Below are 13,752 nucleotides of genomic sequence, written 5' to 3'. Positions count from 1 at the left end.
CAGCGACGGGGCGGGCTTTTGCCGTGATGTCGGGATTGCGGGGGCTTTGAGATCAAGACGTCTCTTCGGACCTTTCGCGCGCTGGTTCCGGTGCTGCCAACCTCGGAGATGCGGTAAGCAACCAAAGGTAGCATCTATGAGTGCACTACCGTCAAGCAACTGCACTCGTAGACGAGGTGCGTATGTGGCTTCGGTGGCCTTAGTGCGGCGTACGAAGACCTTGTCAGCTGACAAGGCTTCTATGTTGCTTTTGTCGAACCGTGGTTGAGGGTATCCGGCGCAGTCGCGACAGATGATCCAATGCGAACAGACCTTGTCAGCTGACAAGGTCCGAACCCGTGCCGCTAAACATGAGCTTGCAAGCCAATCTCTAGCCACGCAAGCCGCGCCTTCCGATATCAGGGCTTTCAATCGGAAGCTCGAAACCTAACTTGCGGCTTCGGGATATTTCAGAGACGGCTGGCGATGAGCGCGGGCGCGGACCACTTTCCGAGGCTATCGGGTAAGGATAGCAAAGGGCGAAAGCCAGGTCTGAAATTGAAGCAATGGATATCGGCCGGTGGCGACCTCTAACGCTGAGGCCTGTCAGGAAAGGCTGCCCCCGGGGGCCATCATTCCCAAATGAGACGTCTGCTTGGGCTAGACGAAGCAACGGCGGCCGCTAACGCCGTGCTCTTCGCGGGTGTTTGAAGTTTGTCTGAAGGTGCTTGGGCACCGGCGCTCGTCTCAATTTGATTTCGCGTCGGTCGCGGCTCAACCCTGGCTCCGACTATCTCTTGCTGGATTACGGATGACATCACTGTCGAAAGTCGCTTCAGGAAGCAAAGGAGATGTTGGTTGTTTGGCGCGACTGCCTTCAAAGTTCCGAACAAAATTGCCGCAGCGAGGGTTGCTTCTCTAGCGATCCTCGCGGGTCTCTGGCGCGGGTAATACAGGTCTGTGACGAGTCCGGCGTAGCGACCGTGCAGTCGGGACGCAATCCTTGTTGGGGACTTCTTCGGTAATTAGCCAGCTTTGTAAGCGCTCGGAGGCTCGGTGTGTGATGAAAACGGCGTTTGCTGCGCTTCGATATGTGACCCTAAATTGATCTGCCCAAGCGAACGAAATTGCGCGCGCGAGAGTGGTGCGCTCGGCCGGATTGCGGCGTCCCGGTCGAGAGGTAGCGGGGCCCTTCCGTCTTCGCTGGTGCCGCTTCGAACCCCACCCCTGTGGCATTCGATAGGTCCTGGTCAAACGTTCGGCGGGGATTGGAAGTGCGCTTGCAAGCAAACTCGCGGATCCGTGGTAGCGTACGGGAATACCTTTATCGAGGCATCAGCGTCTGTACGCGCCATAGAGGGGCAGGCGCAAAGGTTCAATGATGATAGTAGGGTTCTGAGATTGGCGGCGCTTTGATTAGATTCGGGCCTTCCGAGGTTCGTGTTAAATCACTTTGTTTCGCGGGGCGCGCCGTCAGGCGCATCGTGTTTCGGGATCTCAGGGTGCCGGTTGATGTTCGACTGTCCGGCGTCAGGACCGCGTGCCAGCTGTCTTTTGAGCTGTTCGTCCGCAAGTGCGTCCTCCACCCCGTCGTTCCAGGTAACGATTCCATGGTTGGTTCGACGCCGTGAATGGTGGTGCCGCCTTGGGAAAGATCCGACCAGCCGGCATCGAATCCCTGTAAGCGTCGACGCTCGGTCATTTGACAAACAAGAGCCAAGGGCTCGCTGGACGCGGGCCTTTCAGAGGCGCGAGTATTGAGGTGATATCGCCTCTCCATGTGAAAACCCGGGGCGATGCGGCCATCGCATGGACACGGGATAGATTTCGGCAATATAGGGGTGGTGCCCGGCTGGTTTGCGGCGGCTCATTGCGGTCACGTAGAGCGACTGCGGCGCGGGCGCGCCTATCGCCATCACTCATGGATTGACACGATGGAGCAAGGGCACTTCCTTGATCTGAACTTCATCGGGCCGGCCGTTCTGCGCCGAAATCGGTCGGCGGATCGGGATGACGGGTTCGTCGTGGTCGCTTCTCTTGGTCGGGGCAAATCGAAAGACTGGGAAGAGGGGGCCTGTCGCTCGGCCTGGCGTGAACCGGTTCTCCTCAATTCCCGATCCGCAATGCTGCCACGTCCGATTACCGGGGTCGCTGACAACTCGCCGTTTGGCGGTCGTGCCCCTGCTGCCGACCGTTCTCATGTACGGTGGCCGGCGGCTTGCCAGTTTTGCCGAAACTTGAGCCATGGCGGCCATCTTGCGTTTCGGGATGTCTCGGTCGCGTTCCGGCACGCAGCGCCGGTGGCGATGAGGATCTAAACTGCCTGCCGCCGAAAGTATCTGTTGGCTGGCTGAGCGCGTGAAGGTCGCCTACCCGCGAGAAATAGTGGACGGCGATCTCGAGAAGCAGACCTTCTAACTCGGGATAGGGGAGGAGACCGCGGGGCCGCGGGCTCGCGCCATAATGGGACGTGGTGATAGTAGGCCATTTGCGTCGCGTCTTGGTCGTCCGCCAATGGCAGTTCGAGCCCAGCGGCGACGACGCCACTGTCGAGATGTGATCGACTTCAGTCCAGATGGCGGAAGTAGATGGCGTAATAGCTTCTGGTAAGAGGTTTAGTATAGCGAAATTAGATAGTTAGATCCCGGCGAATTTGGCCGGCATCGCGGGGATTCGGGGTGGATCGAATGTTCGCCTCCGCGGAGGGCGTATGAAGCTGGGCAAAAAGGCGTCGGCGTGGCCGGACAATTGTCTCCGACGTGGCTCTTCTCCAGATCAGCGCTGGATAGCAAATCTCTTTTGGTGAGCAGACAGAGGATCGTTGGCTCTGCCTGACCTTCATGGGGTTCGATCTGATCATTGGGCGGCGCTCTTCTTGCCAGATGCGAAGGAGGTTGCCGATCTGAGATGAGTTGTCTCTTCCGTCGAGCGTGGAAGCGGTGAAATTCCCTCGGCCCTTGAGGCGGAGTCTTCGAAGACGTCGGCGCTGAGCTGCCGCGTGATTATGCCGCCCTTGGCACTGAGCCGAATGGTAGCCCGGCTCTCCTTTGGTCTTCGACTTGAACCGTCGGCGGCGCCCGACGACAGTTCATTATCGCGCGGTTGGATGGAAGCAGGGCTGCCTGCTTCACAGGCGACCCTCCGATCGCCTAGCGCTTGCGAACAAACTCGGTGCGCAGAACGAGACCTTTGATTGTCTCATGGCGGCAATCGATTTCTTCGGGGTTATCAGTCAGCCGGATCGACTTGATCACCGTTCCCTGCTTCAGCGTTTGCCCGGCACCCTTGACCTTGAGATCCTTGATCAGAACGACCGAGTCACCATCTCCGAGGACGGTACCTGACGCATCGCGTACCTCGGCGGCTCTTGCTTTTTCGGCAGCAAGTTCGGAGGCTGGCCGCCACTCACCCGTTACATCGTCGTACACGTAGTCGTCGTTCTGGTCGCTCATGGTCTGCCTTGCATGTTTTTTCGGATTTGCGGCGGTCGCGTTGGCGGCCGCTGCCATTGGGGTGCACCCCTACCTTTTCTGCGGTTCTGACGCAAATGTAACGGCTCCCCCATCGGGGCTGGACGGAGGCGGCTCGGTTGCCGCATCCCTTTAGGGGGCATCAGGTAAGGTCCCGTCTCGGCTCGTCGCTCGGTTTTGCTGCGGCTTCGACCAGCAGTCGTCCGCTCCACGGCCAGTGGATTGGCAAAATACTGTCGTTTCAGTGCCCCGTTCGCGCCAAAAGCAAGTTCACGCTTCAGATCCTGGAAAACTCCGCCCGAGTTCGTGCAGCACAGTGAGTGCTCTAGTCGGCGAAGGCCTGTTCTCTCGCAAAGATTTCCTGATCCGTCGCTGCCTTGAGGGCACTCCGCGTTCGATTTCGGCCCGCACTCTTTGCTTCGTAGAGCAGTTTGTCGGCCCGTTCATAGAGTTTCTCGAAATCTTCATCGCCGAGGGCATCCGCCACTCCCATGCTGGCGGTTACGGGCCGCTTGAGACCGGGAACGACATTGGCGACAATTGCCGGAATCGCCTGCCGCCGGCGTTCGGCCAAGGTGGCGGAGCCATTGCCGCGCGTGAGCAGCACAAACTCTTCACCACCAAGACGGTATGCCCTCACGTCCGGCCCAGGCTGGAAGGCACTGGCGACAGCCTTGAGTACGGCATCACCAACGACATGTCCGCTTACGTCATTGATTGACTTGAAATGATCAAGGTCAATGACCGCCAATGTTGCAAAGCCTTCAGCTCGAAGCTGCCCAAATTGTCCCTCGATAGCCCGCCGATTGAGCAAGCCCGTCAACGGGTCTGTTTCGGAAAGCCGCTCAAGCAGATCAGCTTCGATGCGTGCGCGATCTCGCTCTCGCTTCATGGTCACGAAGCGATCAGCTACGCCGAGAGTGGTGAAGAGGGCTTCGAATAGACAGCCAGTATAAAATGCGAGCGTGGCGTCGATGCTCTCGAACCAGGGGACGACGCCCGTCACAAGACGGATCAAACCGACCGCGACCATTGGCGTGTATCCGACTGCCTGAAATTTTGCCGCGCGGCTCCCGCGGCGCAATGCGTCGATCATCGACAGTATGAAAATGATGAGGATCGGTGCAAACGAAGCCGTGTACGCCGTCGATTGTATTGGCCGCGCAACGAACGGGAATGCCGCGTGAAACGCACTCAGGAACAATGCCGATGCCGCGCAATAGGGTAGCAGACGCCGTAGTGCAGGATGCATCAGTCCAGGTTCGATGAAGCTGTACGTGAACATCGCTCCTGATGCGACGGTCATCCCGAAGAGCAAGGTGGTCATCCAGCTCAACGTCATGGCGGGAGGGTCGAAGAAGACGACTGACAAGCTTGATGAGGTCACAATGGTCATCAGCAACGAGAGCGTCAGAGCCGAGTGCCAGAGAATAAAAGGTTCGCGCAGGATCCGATAGAACGCCCCATTGAAGATCAGAAGCATGGCGAGCATGCCCGCAAGGCCTGCAACGATCATGAGGGGTTGCATATCCTCGATGCTGTTGCCTGCGACATCCTCTGGTGCCAGGTATGCTCGCTCCAGTGTCATCCGGTGGCTAGGCAAGTCGATGGCGACGACGATTTGCCGCGTCGCATCGGTCACGCCAGGCAGGGGAGCCTTGAAATACCCACCGGCGGCCATTGAGCTGGGCAACGCTGCTGCGGAAACGGAGGCTTGCCGCACCGCCCCGTCCTGGTCGATTGCAAGCAGATGCACCGCCTTAAGTGCGCTCCGCCTTGAGAGAAAATATCGAGGCAGGTCATCGCCCGGCCTGAGATCGAAGCGAAGCAGCACTCGCTCGGAATCAATCGAGAATTTCCGGTCATCGCAGAACCACCGCTCCGCGGCCGAAGCTATGGTGATGACGTTCTCCGAGATGCGGCCGGATGCCCAGCAGGAATTGCGAATGTTGCTGGAATCAGCAGCGTGGGTCGATCCAACGCCCAGGTGCGTCAGCATCAACAGAAGCAGAAATACTTCCAATACAAGACTTCGAAACCCACCCCCAAGCATGAGGCTTTGGTATAATCAGACGCTTTCGATACCATTAAGCTTCGCAAAAAAAAGCGCCTGTTATCGGCTCGGCGAGGCTCGTTGAAATGCCCCGATCCAGCAATAGTGCCTGAACGCGAACAGCGACCCTTCCATTCTGGCGCGCGGCCGCGCTTCGTTATGGGCTGCAGCCGGACACGACAGATGTTTGAGATGGCCCTTGAGGTTTTGCGCCGATCGCGGCGCTAAGGTCGGTCGCCGCTTTCGATGGCGGCCGGTGCCTCTACCGGGTTCTCGGATGCGACGTGCTCCTCGGCAACGCTCAAATCCAGTTTCCCCCAGATCGATAGTTTTTCGCCGTTGGGTTTCAGCTTTCGGGAATGCTTGATCTCAACGATAAACGGTTTTGTCTGCTGACGCATTTTTCCTCCAGGCGACGAATCGCAATGCAACTCTTTCGCAACGCATTGGTCTCGCTAGCGAACCTTGCCCGAAGGTCGTGCGAGAAACGTGCGAGTATTCGTTGTGGCTGTGGCAGTGTGCTGCAGCGCGCTGCTTCTATTCGAGTAGGGGCGTGATTGCGCGCGTCGCCACTGTCAGATCCCTTTCCCCTCCGCCGCGGCTCCATGGGCGGGCTCGTGAGGCAGGTCTGATGGTAGAACGGCTGCGCCTCGCTCTTGTTCCCGCAACGGACTTTAGAAACTTTCATCAGCCTGGCTGAGACCCCGCTTTGACACATCAGAGTGGGGATCCCTGATCCACGCCGATGGGAACGCTTCGAAACAACTGGCGACGGAACGATTGTGCTGTGAGCGAGAGACCCATCGTCCGGCGTCGGCCCTACCCGTTGCCAGGTAGCAGAAATCGAAGCTGGTGACGCGAACGCGACGTTGGAGACACTCGAAAAAGTGGGCCGGCTCTTCGGCTTCGCAATGGGCTTCGTTCCGAAGTTAGCGCCGGAGCCTTGATCTGCTGTTTTCAGAATACACCGTTTGCGTCTTCCCTCCGCTTCCCAACTTTCATTGGCCACACCCTCGGGCAATGCCACTTCACCACGCGTATCATCCCCTCAATACCCAAGAATGTAGCTTTCTTACATTTTCTTTGACAGATGTAGATTTCCTCGCTATATCAACACTCATGCACGGCGAGTGAGACCTGAGAGCCCGGGAAGGCTTTCACAAAAGGGGGCCGTCGCTTTCATTTGGAGGAAATCAACATGTCACGCCGTTTCGCGCTGGCTTCAGCGCTCGCAGTCCTGTGCTCACACGTCTTTTCCGCCGGCAGCGCGAGTGCTGCGGCCATGACCGTCTATTGCCCGATGTCGGAAGACGACTGCGGTGCTGTGCTGAAAGCCTTCAAGGACGACACCGGGATCGAAGCGCAGTTCGTGCGCATCGGCGCCGGCGAGATCCTCGCGCGTATCCGGGCGGAGAAGAACAATCCGCAGGCGGGCCTTTGGCTTGCAGGAGCGGCCGACAACTTCATCCAGGCAGCCAGCGAGGGATTGCTCGCCGCCCACAAGGCGACCGGTATCGAGAAAGTCGACCAACGCTACACCGACAAGGAAGGTCGCTGGACACCGATCTCGCTGTCGCCGATCGTCTTTGCCTACAGCCAACAGGTTCTCGACGAGACCGGCGCCAAGCCGCCGACAAGCTGGAAATCGTTTGCAGACGCAACCTTCCAGCAGAGTGTGGCGCTTGCTCACCCGGCATCGTCAGGTACTGCCTATGTCGCTCTTGCTTCGATGGTACAGCTGTTCGGCGAGGAGGAGGCATTCTCGTTGATGAAGGACATCGACAAGAACGTGGTGCAATACACCCGTTCGGGTGTGGCGCCATCGCGCATGGTCGCCAATAACGAGATTGCGCTTGCCATGGCCTACACCCAGGACATCGAGGCGGCGATCGCTCAAGGGTATCCGGTTGGCTATTCTTTCCCCGAAGAGGGGACGGGCTTCGAGGTGAATGCTGCGGCCGCGATCGCCAACGCGTCGGACGAGCAGGCAAAGAGCGCCGCGGCGTTTCTGGACTGGGTTCTGACGGACAAGGGTCAGGCGGCTATCGGTGCAACGTTCCGTGGCCCGATCGTGCCCGGCTACAAGAACCCGGAGGCGAAGATCGATCTCTCCAACGTGAAGATGATCGACTACGACTTTACCTGGGCCGGTGAGAACCGCGCGCGGCTCCTGCAGCGCTACGAAAGCGACGTGCGCCACAAGGCCGACGCCAAGTAAGGCCGGCAAGGAGCCCCGACATGACCCTCGTCTCGCAAGCGACCCCGTCCGGCCGGACGGGGGCATCGCCGGCCTTCCTGCGAAAGATCACCATCGACCCATGGCTGTTCGGCCTCTTCGCCCTCGTCACGCTTTCGGTGCTGGTCTTCGCCGTCCTGCCCATCTTTACCGTCATGAAGCAGGCGGTCGTCACCGACCATGGCTTCGATTTCGCTGCGCTCGCCGATACGCTTTCCCAATCCTTCGTCTGGGAATCGCTGGTCAACACGCTGCTGCTCGGCGCCACCTCGGCGGTCATCGCCACCGCTGCCGGTTTCCTTCTCGCCTTTTCGGCGACGCGAACGACCATGCCCGGCAAGACCTTCATTCATGGCGTGGCGCTGCTTCCGATTATCTCGCCGCCGTTCGTGATGGCGTTGGCGGTCGTCATTCTTTTCGGCCGCTCCGGCCTCATCACCCGCGAGCTGCTCGGGATCCGCAATGCCAACGTCTATGGCTTCCATAGCCTGGTGTTGATCCAGTCGCTTGCCTTCACGCCGATCGCCTACCTCAACATTCGCGGCATGCTGCAGTCGATCGACAGCGCATTGGAGGACGCCTCCGCTTCCCTGGGCGCCTCACGCTGGACGACCTTTTCGCGGGTGACGCTTCCGCTCGTCACGCCGGCGATCCTCAGTTCAACCCTGCTCGTCTTCGTCAAGTCGGTTGAAGACTTCGGCAATCCGATGCTGATCGGCGGCAACTTCAACACGCTTGCCGTCGAGGCCTATTCGCAAATGGTGGGCTACTTCAATCTGCAGGCGGGCGCGCTGCTTGCGAGCCTCATGCTGGTCCCGTCCATGACGGCCTTCCTCATCCATCGCTACTGGGTGAGCAAGCGCAGCTATGTGACTGTCACCGGCAAGCCGACGGCCCAAACGATCCGGATCTCCGGCGCCGTCGTGATCCCGTTGACGATCCTGTGCTACGTGGTCGCCTTCACAATTCTCGCCTTCTATGTGACGGTGATCTACGTCTCGTTCACGAAACTGCCCGGCGTCGACAATACGCTGACGCTCGCCCACTACAAGACCGTCTTCACGGCGGGCTTCGAGACGCTCAGCAACTCGCTGCTGCTTGCGGGTGTTGCGACGCCGGTGACCGCGATTGCCGGCATGCTGATCGCCTATCTGCTCGTCCGCAAGGCTTTCCCGTGCAGCTTCCTGCTGCGTTGGGGGACGCTGTTGTCGTTCGCAGCACCGGGTACCATTCTCGGCATCGGCTATGTCAGCACCTTCAACGCGCCGCCTCTGCTCTTGACCGGAACCGCCTTCATCGTCGTTGCGGCGATGGTGGTGAAGAACCTGCAGGTCGGGATCGAGGCCGGCTCCAACCAGCTCCGCCAGATCGACAAGTCGATCGAGGAGGCGTCCACCGTCCTCGGTGCGTCCAACACACGGACCTTCTTCGAGATCACGCTACCGCTCCTGAAACCGGCGCTGTTCACGTCTCTCTCGTACGCCTTCACCCGCTCGCTGACGACGCTGTCCGCAGTGATCTTCCTCGTCTCCGCCAACTGGACGCTGATCACGGTCACCATTCTGTCGCAGGTTGAGACGCTGAAGCTCGGTGTCGCCGCCGCCTATTGCAGCATCCTTGTCTTCGTCGTGCTCGCCATTCTTGCGGTCATGCAGTTCCTCCTCACGTCGACCTCGAAGAGGTAAGCCCATGTCGAAAGTCATCTTCTCCAACATCAGCAAGCGCTTCCCGGGTGTCACCGGAGCGACCGCCGTCGACCGGCTGAACCTCACGATCGAGGAAGGCACGCTCGTCACGCTGCTCGGCCCGTCCGGCTGCGGCAAGACGACGACGCTCAGAATGCTTGCCGGCTTCGAGACTCCCAGCGACGGCACGATCACCATCGGCGGACGTGACGTCACCAACGTTCCCGTCAATGCGCGTAATGTCGGCATGGTGTTCCAGAGCTACGCGCTCTTCCCGCACATGAGCGTGCGCGAAAACGTTGAATACGGCGTGCGTCTGCTCAATCTGCCGCGCGCGGAGATGAAGGACCGCGTCGATTCCATGCTCGATACCATGGCGCTTGCCCAATACGCCGATCGCTCGCCCTCGCGGCTTTCCGGCGGCCAGCAGCAGCGTGTGGCGCTTGCCCGCGCCGTCGTCACGCAGCCGAAGGTGTTGCTGTTCGACGAACCGCTCTCCAACCTCGATGCACAGTTGCGCGAGCGCATGCGCGATGAACTGCGCGCTATTCAGTTGCGCCTCGGCATTACGAGCCTTTATGTCACCCATGATCAGAGCGAGGCGATGGCCATCTCCGACCGCGTGGTGGTGATGCGCAACGGCGTCATCGAGCAGGGCGACACGCCGCTCAACGTCTACTCCCGCCCCGGAACCGGCTTTGTCGCCGAGTTCATGGGCAAGGCAAATCTTCTGCGCGGCAAGGTCGAGACTGCAGACGCTGCGGTCGTTCGCGTGCGGATCACATCCACCATGGCCTTTGATCTTTCGAACGAAGGTCGCGTCTTCAGACCGGGCCAGGAGGTGCGCTGCGTGGTGCGGCCGGAGCACATCCGGGTCGAACCCGAGGGCACGATGGAGGCAAAGGTGCGCCGCGTCGTCTTCCAGGGCGCCTATGTCGAATATCTGACCGACCTCGAAGGCCAGGAATGCATCTTCCTCGATACCGAATACTATCGGACGGGCGTTGCCGAAGTCGGCCAGACGCTGCGCCTTTCCGTCGATAGCAGGCCTGTCTGGATCCTGCCGGAAAATGAAGCCGACGCCATGGGAAAAGCCGCATGACCCTTAACCAAGCCATCCGCCATGATCTGCACCGGGTAATCGTGGACGTCGCTCACGAAGCCGCGCTTGCTGCCGGCGCCGTTGCCCGCAAGGGCTTCCTCGAGGCTAGTCCGGAGACGCTGCAAACCCAGCAGAAGGCCGGGTTCTTTGACATCGTTACCGCCTCAGACAAGGCGGCGGAAGCTGCGGCCTGCGAGATCATCCGGACGCGGTTACCGGCATCACGGATCCTCGGCGAAGAAGGTGGCCTGCAAGGCGAAGGCGATACGACCTGGATCATCGATCCGATCGACGGCACCAGCAATTTCGCCTCCGGCCTGCCCTTCTTCTGCGTCTCGATCGCGGCGTACCATGTCGGCGAACCGATCTGCGGCATCGTCTATGATCCGATCCGCGAGGAGCTCTTCCTGGCGACCGGCGGGCAGCTGTCATTGAACGGGAGTGAGGTGAAGCCTTTCCTGCGTGGGCGCATCGACCGCGAAGTCGAACTTTTGAGCAATGCTCCCTATGAGGGAGAGCGCCCGTCGCGCGCGGCACAGGAGGCACATGCCGATCTTGTCAATTCCTTCCGTGCCGTGCGCCGTCTCGGCTCGTGCGCGCTGCATCTCGCCTATGTCGCTTGCGGCCGCGCGGCGGTCGCCTACGAATCGAAATTCAGCGCCTGGGATATCGCGGCCGGCATCCAGCTCGTCGAGGCGGCCGGAGGTCTCGTCGTGGTCCAAGATGGTGGGGGTCGGTCGCTTCACCCGCGCGACGAGACACTCGGATCGGTGAAGAGGCTCGTTGTGGCGCAGGCCGGTTTTGACTATCAATCGTCCTGCCTGTCGAAGCTCATGGCTGATGGGACATTGTGATCCTCATGTTCAACAATCCCTCTATGCCGGAACGAAGGGTTCCATGCTCGATCTGATCAGGCAGTCTCTCTCGCAGTTCACCCCCGCCGAGCGCAGGATCGCCGAGGCGATCCTCGACACTCCGAGCACGGCGATCACCTGGTCGATCACCGACGCGGCGCGCATCGCCAATGTCAGCGAGCCCTCCATCATCCGGTTCTGCCGGCGACTCGATTGCGATGGCTTTCCGGATTTCCGCCTGAAGCTCGCCCAACAGCTCGCCGTGCGCCAGGCGCCGCCAAGCCCGGTGGAGGGCGGCGGCGACCCGTTTACGAGCCTCGTCGATGACGTTTTCAACCGCGCCGCAGAATCCTTGCGCGAGGCCCGTCATGATCTCGACCTGGAGACACTTCGTCGTGCCGTCGAACTGCTCGCCAGGGCCCGCCGCATCGACGTCTACGGTTATGGCGGCTCCGGCTTCCTCGCTGGCGAAACGCAACACCGCCTTGCCTCGCTGGGTGTCGCAAGCGTTGCCTATTCCGATCCGACCTTGCAGATGGTTTCGGCACCCCGCTTGACGGGAGAAGATGTGCTCTTCGTCCTCTCCTTCTCCGGCCGCACGAGCTACCTTATTTCGAACATGGAGATTGCGAAGAAGGCTGGCGCACGTATAGTCTCCATCTCTCCCGGCGGCTCCGTCGTCGCCTCCCTTGCCGATGAAAACATCAATCTCAACGCCTACCGCGCCTCAACCCATCCCCTCATCGTGCCGACCGGCCGCGCTCCGATGTATGTGATGCTGGACGTGCTCTTTGCCCTGCTTGCGCGTAGATGCGAGGAAGGCGCTTGATAAACCGGACCGAGGAAAATTGACATGGAAGCGACTTTTTCTCCAGTGCTGACCGTTTGTGGGATCGACGAATTGCCGGGCCAAAGCAGTCGGAACGTGACCCACGTCCTGTCGATTGTCGATCCTGAACTCCCGGAACTGGAGGCCTTCGGCGCTTATGGCGAGCATCATCGCACGACCTTGCGCTTCCACGACATCATTGCTGCAGCACCGGACCGGGTGATGCCTCACCCGGACCATGTCGAGGCGATCCTGCGCTTTGGTGCCGACTTCCTGGCACGCGAGAACAAGCAGGCGTCGAGCCATGTTCTGGTGCATTGCCATATGGGCGTGTCGCGCTCGACCGCCGCGATGCTGACTTTGATGGCGCAGGCAAACCCGGATGCATCAGGCGAGAGCCTCTTTGCCCGTCTTGCGGCCATCCGTCCGCAGGCCTGGCCGAACTCTCAGATGATCGGCTTTGCCGATGAACAACTCGGCCGCGGAAGCGAACTCACCACCGCGCTTCGCCGCCACTACGGTCGCCAGATCAAGAGCCGTCCGGAGTTTGCCGAATGGATGACTTCGCTCGGCCGCGAGGCGGAGTTGAAGATGGCCATGCTTGGCTGACGTCGACGGCGAGCTAGTCGGCCTTTCGCAGGATCTTGCGCGCCCGTTCGGTGATCGGAGTATCGACCATGCGTTCGTCATATTTGAAGGCGAGCCGCGGACCTCCGCGGCCTCAGATGCACCGAGGGGTCCAGGGTCTAGGCGATCTCTTTCTCCGAGGGAGAGAATGCGGCATTCATGATCGGCACGCCGGAAGGGTGAAAGCAGGTTGATTCATGGAAGCCGTGGCGGCTTGCTTCCTGTGACGCCAGTTTGAGGGCTTTGCGATCCTGATACTCGGCAATGGTCGTCAGGGTGGCGCTTCGGCCGCCAGATGGACCAACACGTCTGGAAAAGGATCAGCGCCCATGCGGGTGGTGAGGTCTCTTCCTCCCGTCAAAAGGCCGAGCACGCGTTCGTGACGCGCAATCGCGCGCGCCTCAAGCACCGCGCCCACATCCTCGATCATCGCTGGCATGTGAAGTCGTTCATGCTGAAGTTTGCGCTCCTCCCTCCGAGCCACGCAGCAAGTTCTGAATGATTCGTGTGTACCCGCATTTGGAACAAAGATGCCGAAAGCGCCGGCAGGGCACGCCGCGACAGCGTCGTCCTTGCGCAGTTCCGGCCCGGCGTTGATGCGTCGACCAAATGTGGAACGCAACGGACGGGGGCAGTCGATCCCGCTTCTCCTTCGGACCACTATGTTGAAGCTCCTGCGGCGGCCCTTTTCCCGCCCTTTGCGCGACGCGAATTCCCGCTTTCCCGCTGACGCGGCGCTGTGCTGAAAGCTCCGATACGCTTCGTTGTTGGTCGACCGATCGACCCCGATCGGTCGAGGGGGCCGAGGGTCTTTGCCCCTTCTCTCCCCCAAACAGTCTTTCGCCCACCTTCCTTCGCTTGCGCTTTCGTGCAGGCGGTTCCCCGCAAAGACTGTTTTCCCCCTCCGTCCCCACCGC

At 60.2% G+C, this 13,752-nt stretch carries 10 protein-coding genes and 1 pseudogene; 7 read left to right on the top strand and 4 right to left on the bottom strand.

The genetic code is table 11. From position 1 onward, the window contains the following. Window positions 1-3,128: 3,128 nt before the first annotated feature. The 3 genes from M2267_RS13440 to M2267_RS13430 all read right to left on the bottom strand — a co-directional run bounded on the left by M2267_RS13440 (window position 3,129) and on the right by M2267_RS13430 (window position 5,903). Complete coding sequence (locus M2267_RS13440) at window positions 3,129-3,431, bottom strand: alkylphosphonate utilization protein (protein WP_429115115.1); 303 nt, start codon at window positions 3,429-3,431, stop codon at window positions 3,129-3,131. A 343-nt stretch (window positions 3,432-3,774) separates the two neighbouring features. Then, window positions 3,775-5,472 (bottom strand): sensor domain-containing diguanylate cyclase, encoded by a 1,698-nt coding sequence (locus tag M2267_RS13435; protein WP_429114962.1) that lies wholly within the window; start codon window positions 5,470-5,472, stop codon window positions 3,775-3,777. 254 nt (window positions 5,473-5,726) lie between these two features. Then, the gene (locus tag M2267_RS13430) at window positions 5,727-5,903 is read right to left on the bottom strand and encodes a hypothetical protein (RefSeq protein ID WP_197067158.1); all 177 of its coding nucleotides are present in this window, start codon (window positions 5,901-5,903) and stop codon (window positions 5,727-5,729) included. A 420-nt stretch (window positions 5,904-6,323) separates the two neighbouring features. Between M2267_RS13430 and M2267_RS13425 the strand changes: the two are divergent. The 7 genes and pseudogenes from M2267_RS13425 to M2267_RS13395 all read left to right on the top strand — a co-directional run. Next, window positions 6,324-6,449, top strand: a pseudogene (locus tag M2267_RS13425) (helix-turn-helix domain-containing protein); the annotation flags it as partial. A 251-nt stretch (window positions 6,450-6,700) separates the two neighbouring features. Further along, the gene (locus tag M2267_RS13420; protein WP_429114961.1) at window positions 6,701-7,720 is read left to right on the top strand and encodes an ABC transporter substrate-binding protein; all 1,020 of its coding nucleotides are present in this window, start codon (window positions 6,701-6,703) and stop codon (window positions 7,718-7,720) included. Window positions 7,721-7,740: 20 nt separating this feature from the next. Next, the gene (locus tag M2267_RS13415) at window positions 7,741-9,423 is read left to right on the top strand and encodes an ABC transporter permease (RefSeq protein WP_429114960.1); all 1,683 of its coding nucleotides are present in this window, start codon (window positions 7,741-7,743) and stop codon (window positions 9,421-9,423) included. Window positions 9,424-9,427: 4 nt separating this feature from the next. After that, the gene (locus M2267_RS13410; protein ID WP_429114959.1) at window positions 9,428-10,525 is read left to right on the top strand and encodes an ABC transporter ATP-binding protein; all 1,098 of its coding nucleotides are present in this window, start codon (window positions 9,428-9,430) and stop codon (window positions 10,523-10,525) included. Beyond that, window positions 10,522-11,379, top strand: coding sequence for an inositol monophosphatase family protein (locus M2267_RS13405; RefSeq protein WP_429114958.1), 858 nt, complete (start codon window positions 10,522-10,524; stop codon window positions 11,377-11,379). Before M2267_RS13410 ends, M2267_RS13405 begins: the two co-directional genes overlap by 4 nt. A 43-nt stretch (window positions 11,380-11,422) precedes the next feature. Then, window positions 11,423-12,208, top strand: a complete 786-nt coding sequence (locus M2267_RS13400; protein ID WP_043619439.1) for a MurR/RpiR family transcriptional regulator — start codon at window positions 11,423-11,425, stop codon at window positions 12,206-12,208. Between the two features lie 24 nt (window positions 12,209-12,232). After that, complete coding sequence (locus M2267_RS13395; RefSeq protein WP_429114957.1) at window positions 12,233-12,817, top strand: tyrosine phosphatase family protein; 585 nt, start codon at window positions 12,233-12,235, stop codon at window positions 12,815-12,817. 289 nt (window positions 12,818-13,106) lie between these two features. On the opposite strand, the gene M2267_RS13390 is transcribed toward M2267_RS13395, so the two are convergent. Then, on the bottom strand, window positions 13,107-13,274 hold the full coding sequence (locus M2267_RS13390; RefSeq protein WP_429114956.1) for a hypothetical protein: 168 nt from the start codon (window positions 13,272-13,274) through the stop codon (window positions 13,107-13,109). Window positions 13,275-13,752 lie beyond the last annotated feature (478 nt).

This window comes from Ensifer sp. KUDG1 (assembly GCF_050434285.1).
Lineage (GTDB): Bacteria > Pseudomonadota > Alphaproteobacteria > Rhizobiales > Rhizobiaceae > Ensifer.
Note: the sequence above shows the minus strand (reverse complement) of the source record. Positions and strands in the feature narration are given on the sequence as shown.

Excerpts from the sequence above, each read along its gene's own strand:
- M2267_RS13390 (WP_429114956.1), bottom strand. The coding sequence starts at position 13,274 with ATGCCAGCGATGATCGAGGATGTGGGCGCGGTGCTTGAGGCGCGCGCG.
- M2267_RS13420 (WP_429114961.1), top strand. The coding sequence starts at position 6,701 with ATGTCACGCCGTTTCGCGCTGGCTTCAGCGCTCGCAGTCCTGTGCTCA.
- M2267_RS13405 (WP_429114958.1), top strand. The coding sequence starts at position 10,522 with ATGACCCTTAACCAAGCCATCCGCCATGATCTGCACCGGGTAATCGTG.
- M2267_RS13400 (WP_043619439.1), top strand. The coding sequence starts at position 11,423 with ATGCTCGATCTGATCAGGCAGTCTCTCTCGCAGTTCACCCCCGCCGAG.
- M2267_RS13430 (WP_197067158.1), bottom strand. The coding sequence starts at position 5,903 with ATGCGTCAGCAGACAAAACCGTTTATCGTTGAGATCAAGCATTCCCGA.
- M2267_RS13415 (WP_429114960.1), top strand. The coding sequence starts at position 7,741 with ATGACCCTCGTCTCGCAAGCGACCCCGTCCGGCCGGACGGGGGCATCG.
- M2267_RS13410 (WP_429114959.1), top strand. The coding sequence starts at position 9,428 with ATGTCGAAAGTCATCTTCTCCAACATCAGCAAGCGCTTCCCGGGTGTC.
- M2267_RS13395 (WP_429114957.1), top strand. The coding sequence starts at position 12,233 with ATGGAAGCGACTTTTTCTCCAGTGCTGACCGTTTGTGGGATCGACGAA.
- M2267_RS13440 (WP_429115115.1), bottom strand. The coding sequence starts at position 3,431 with ATGAGCGACCAGAACGACGACTACGTGTACGACGATGTAACGGGTGAG.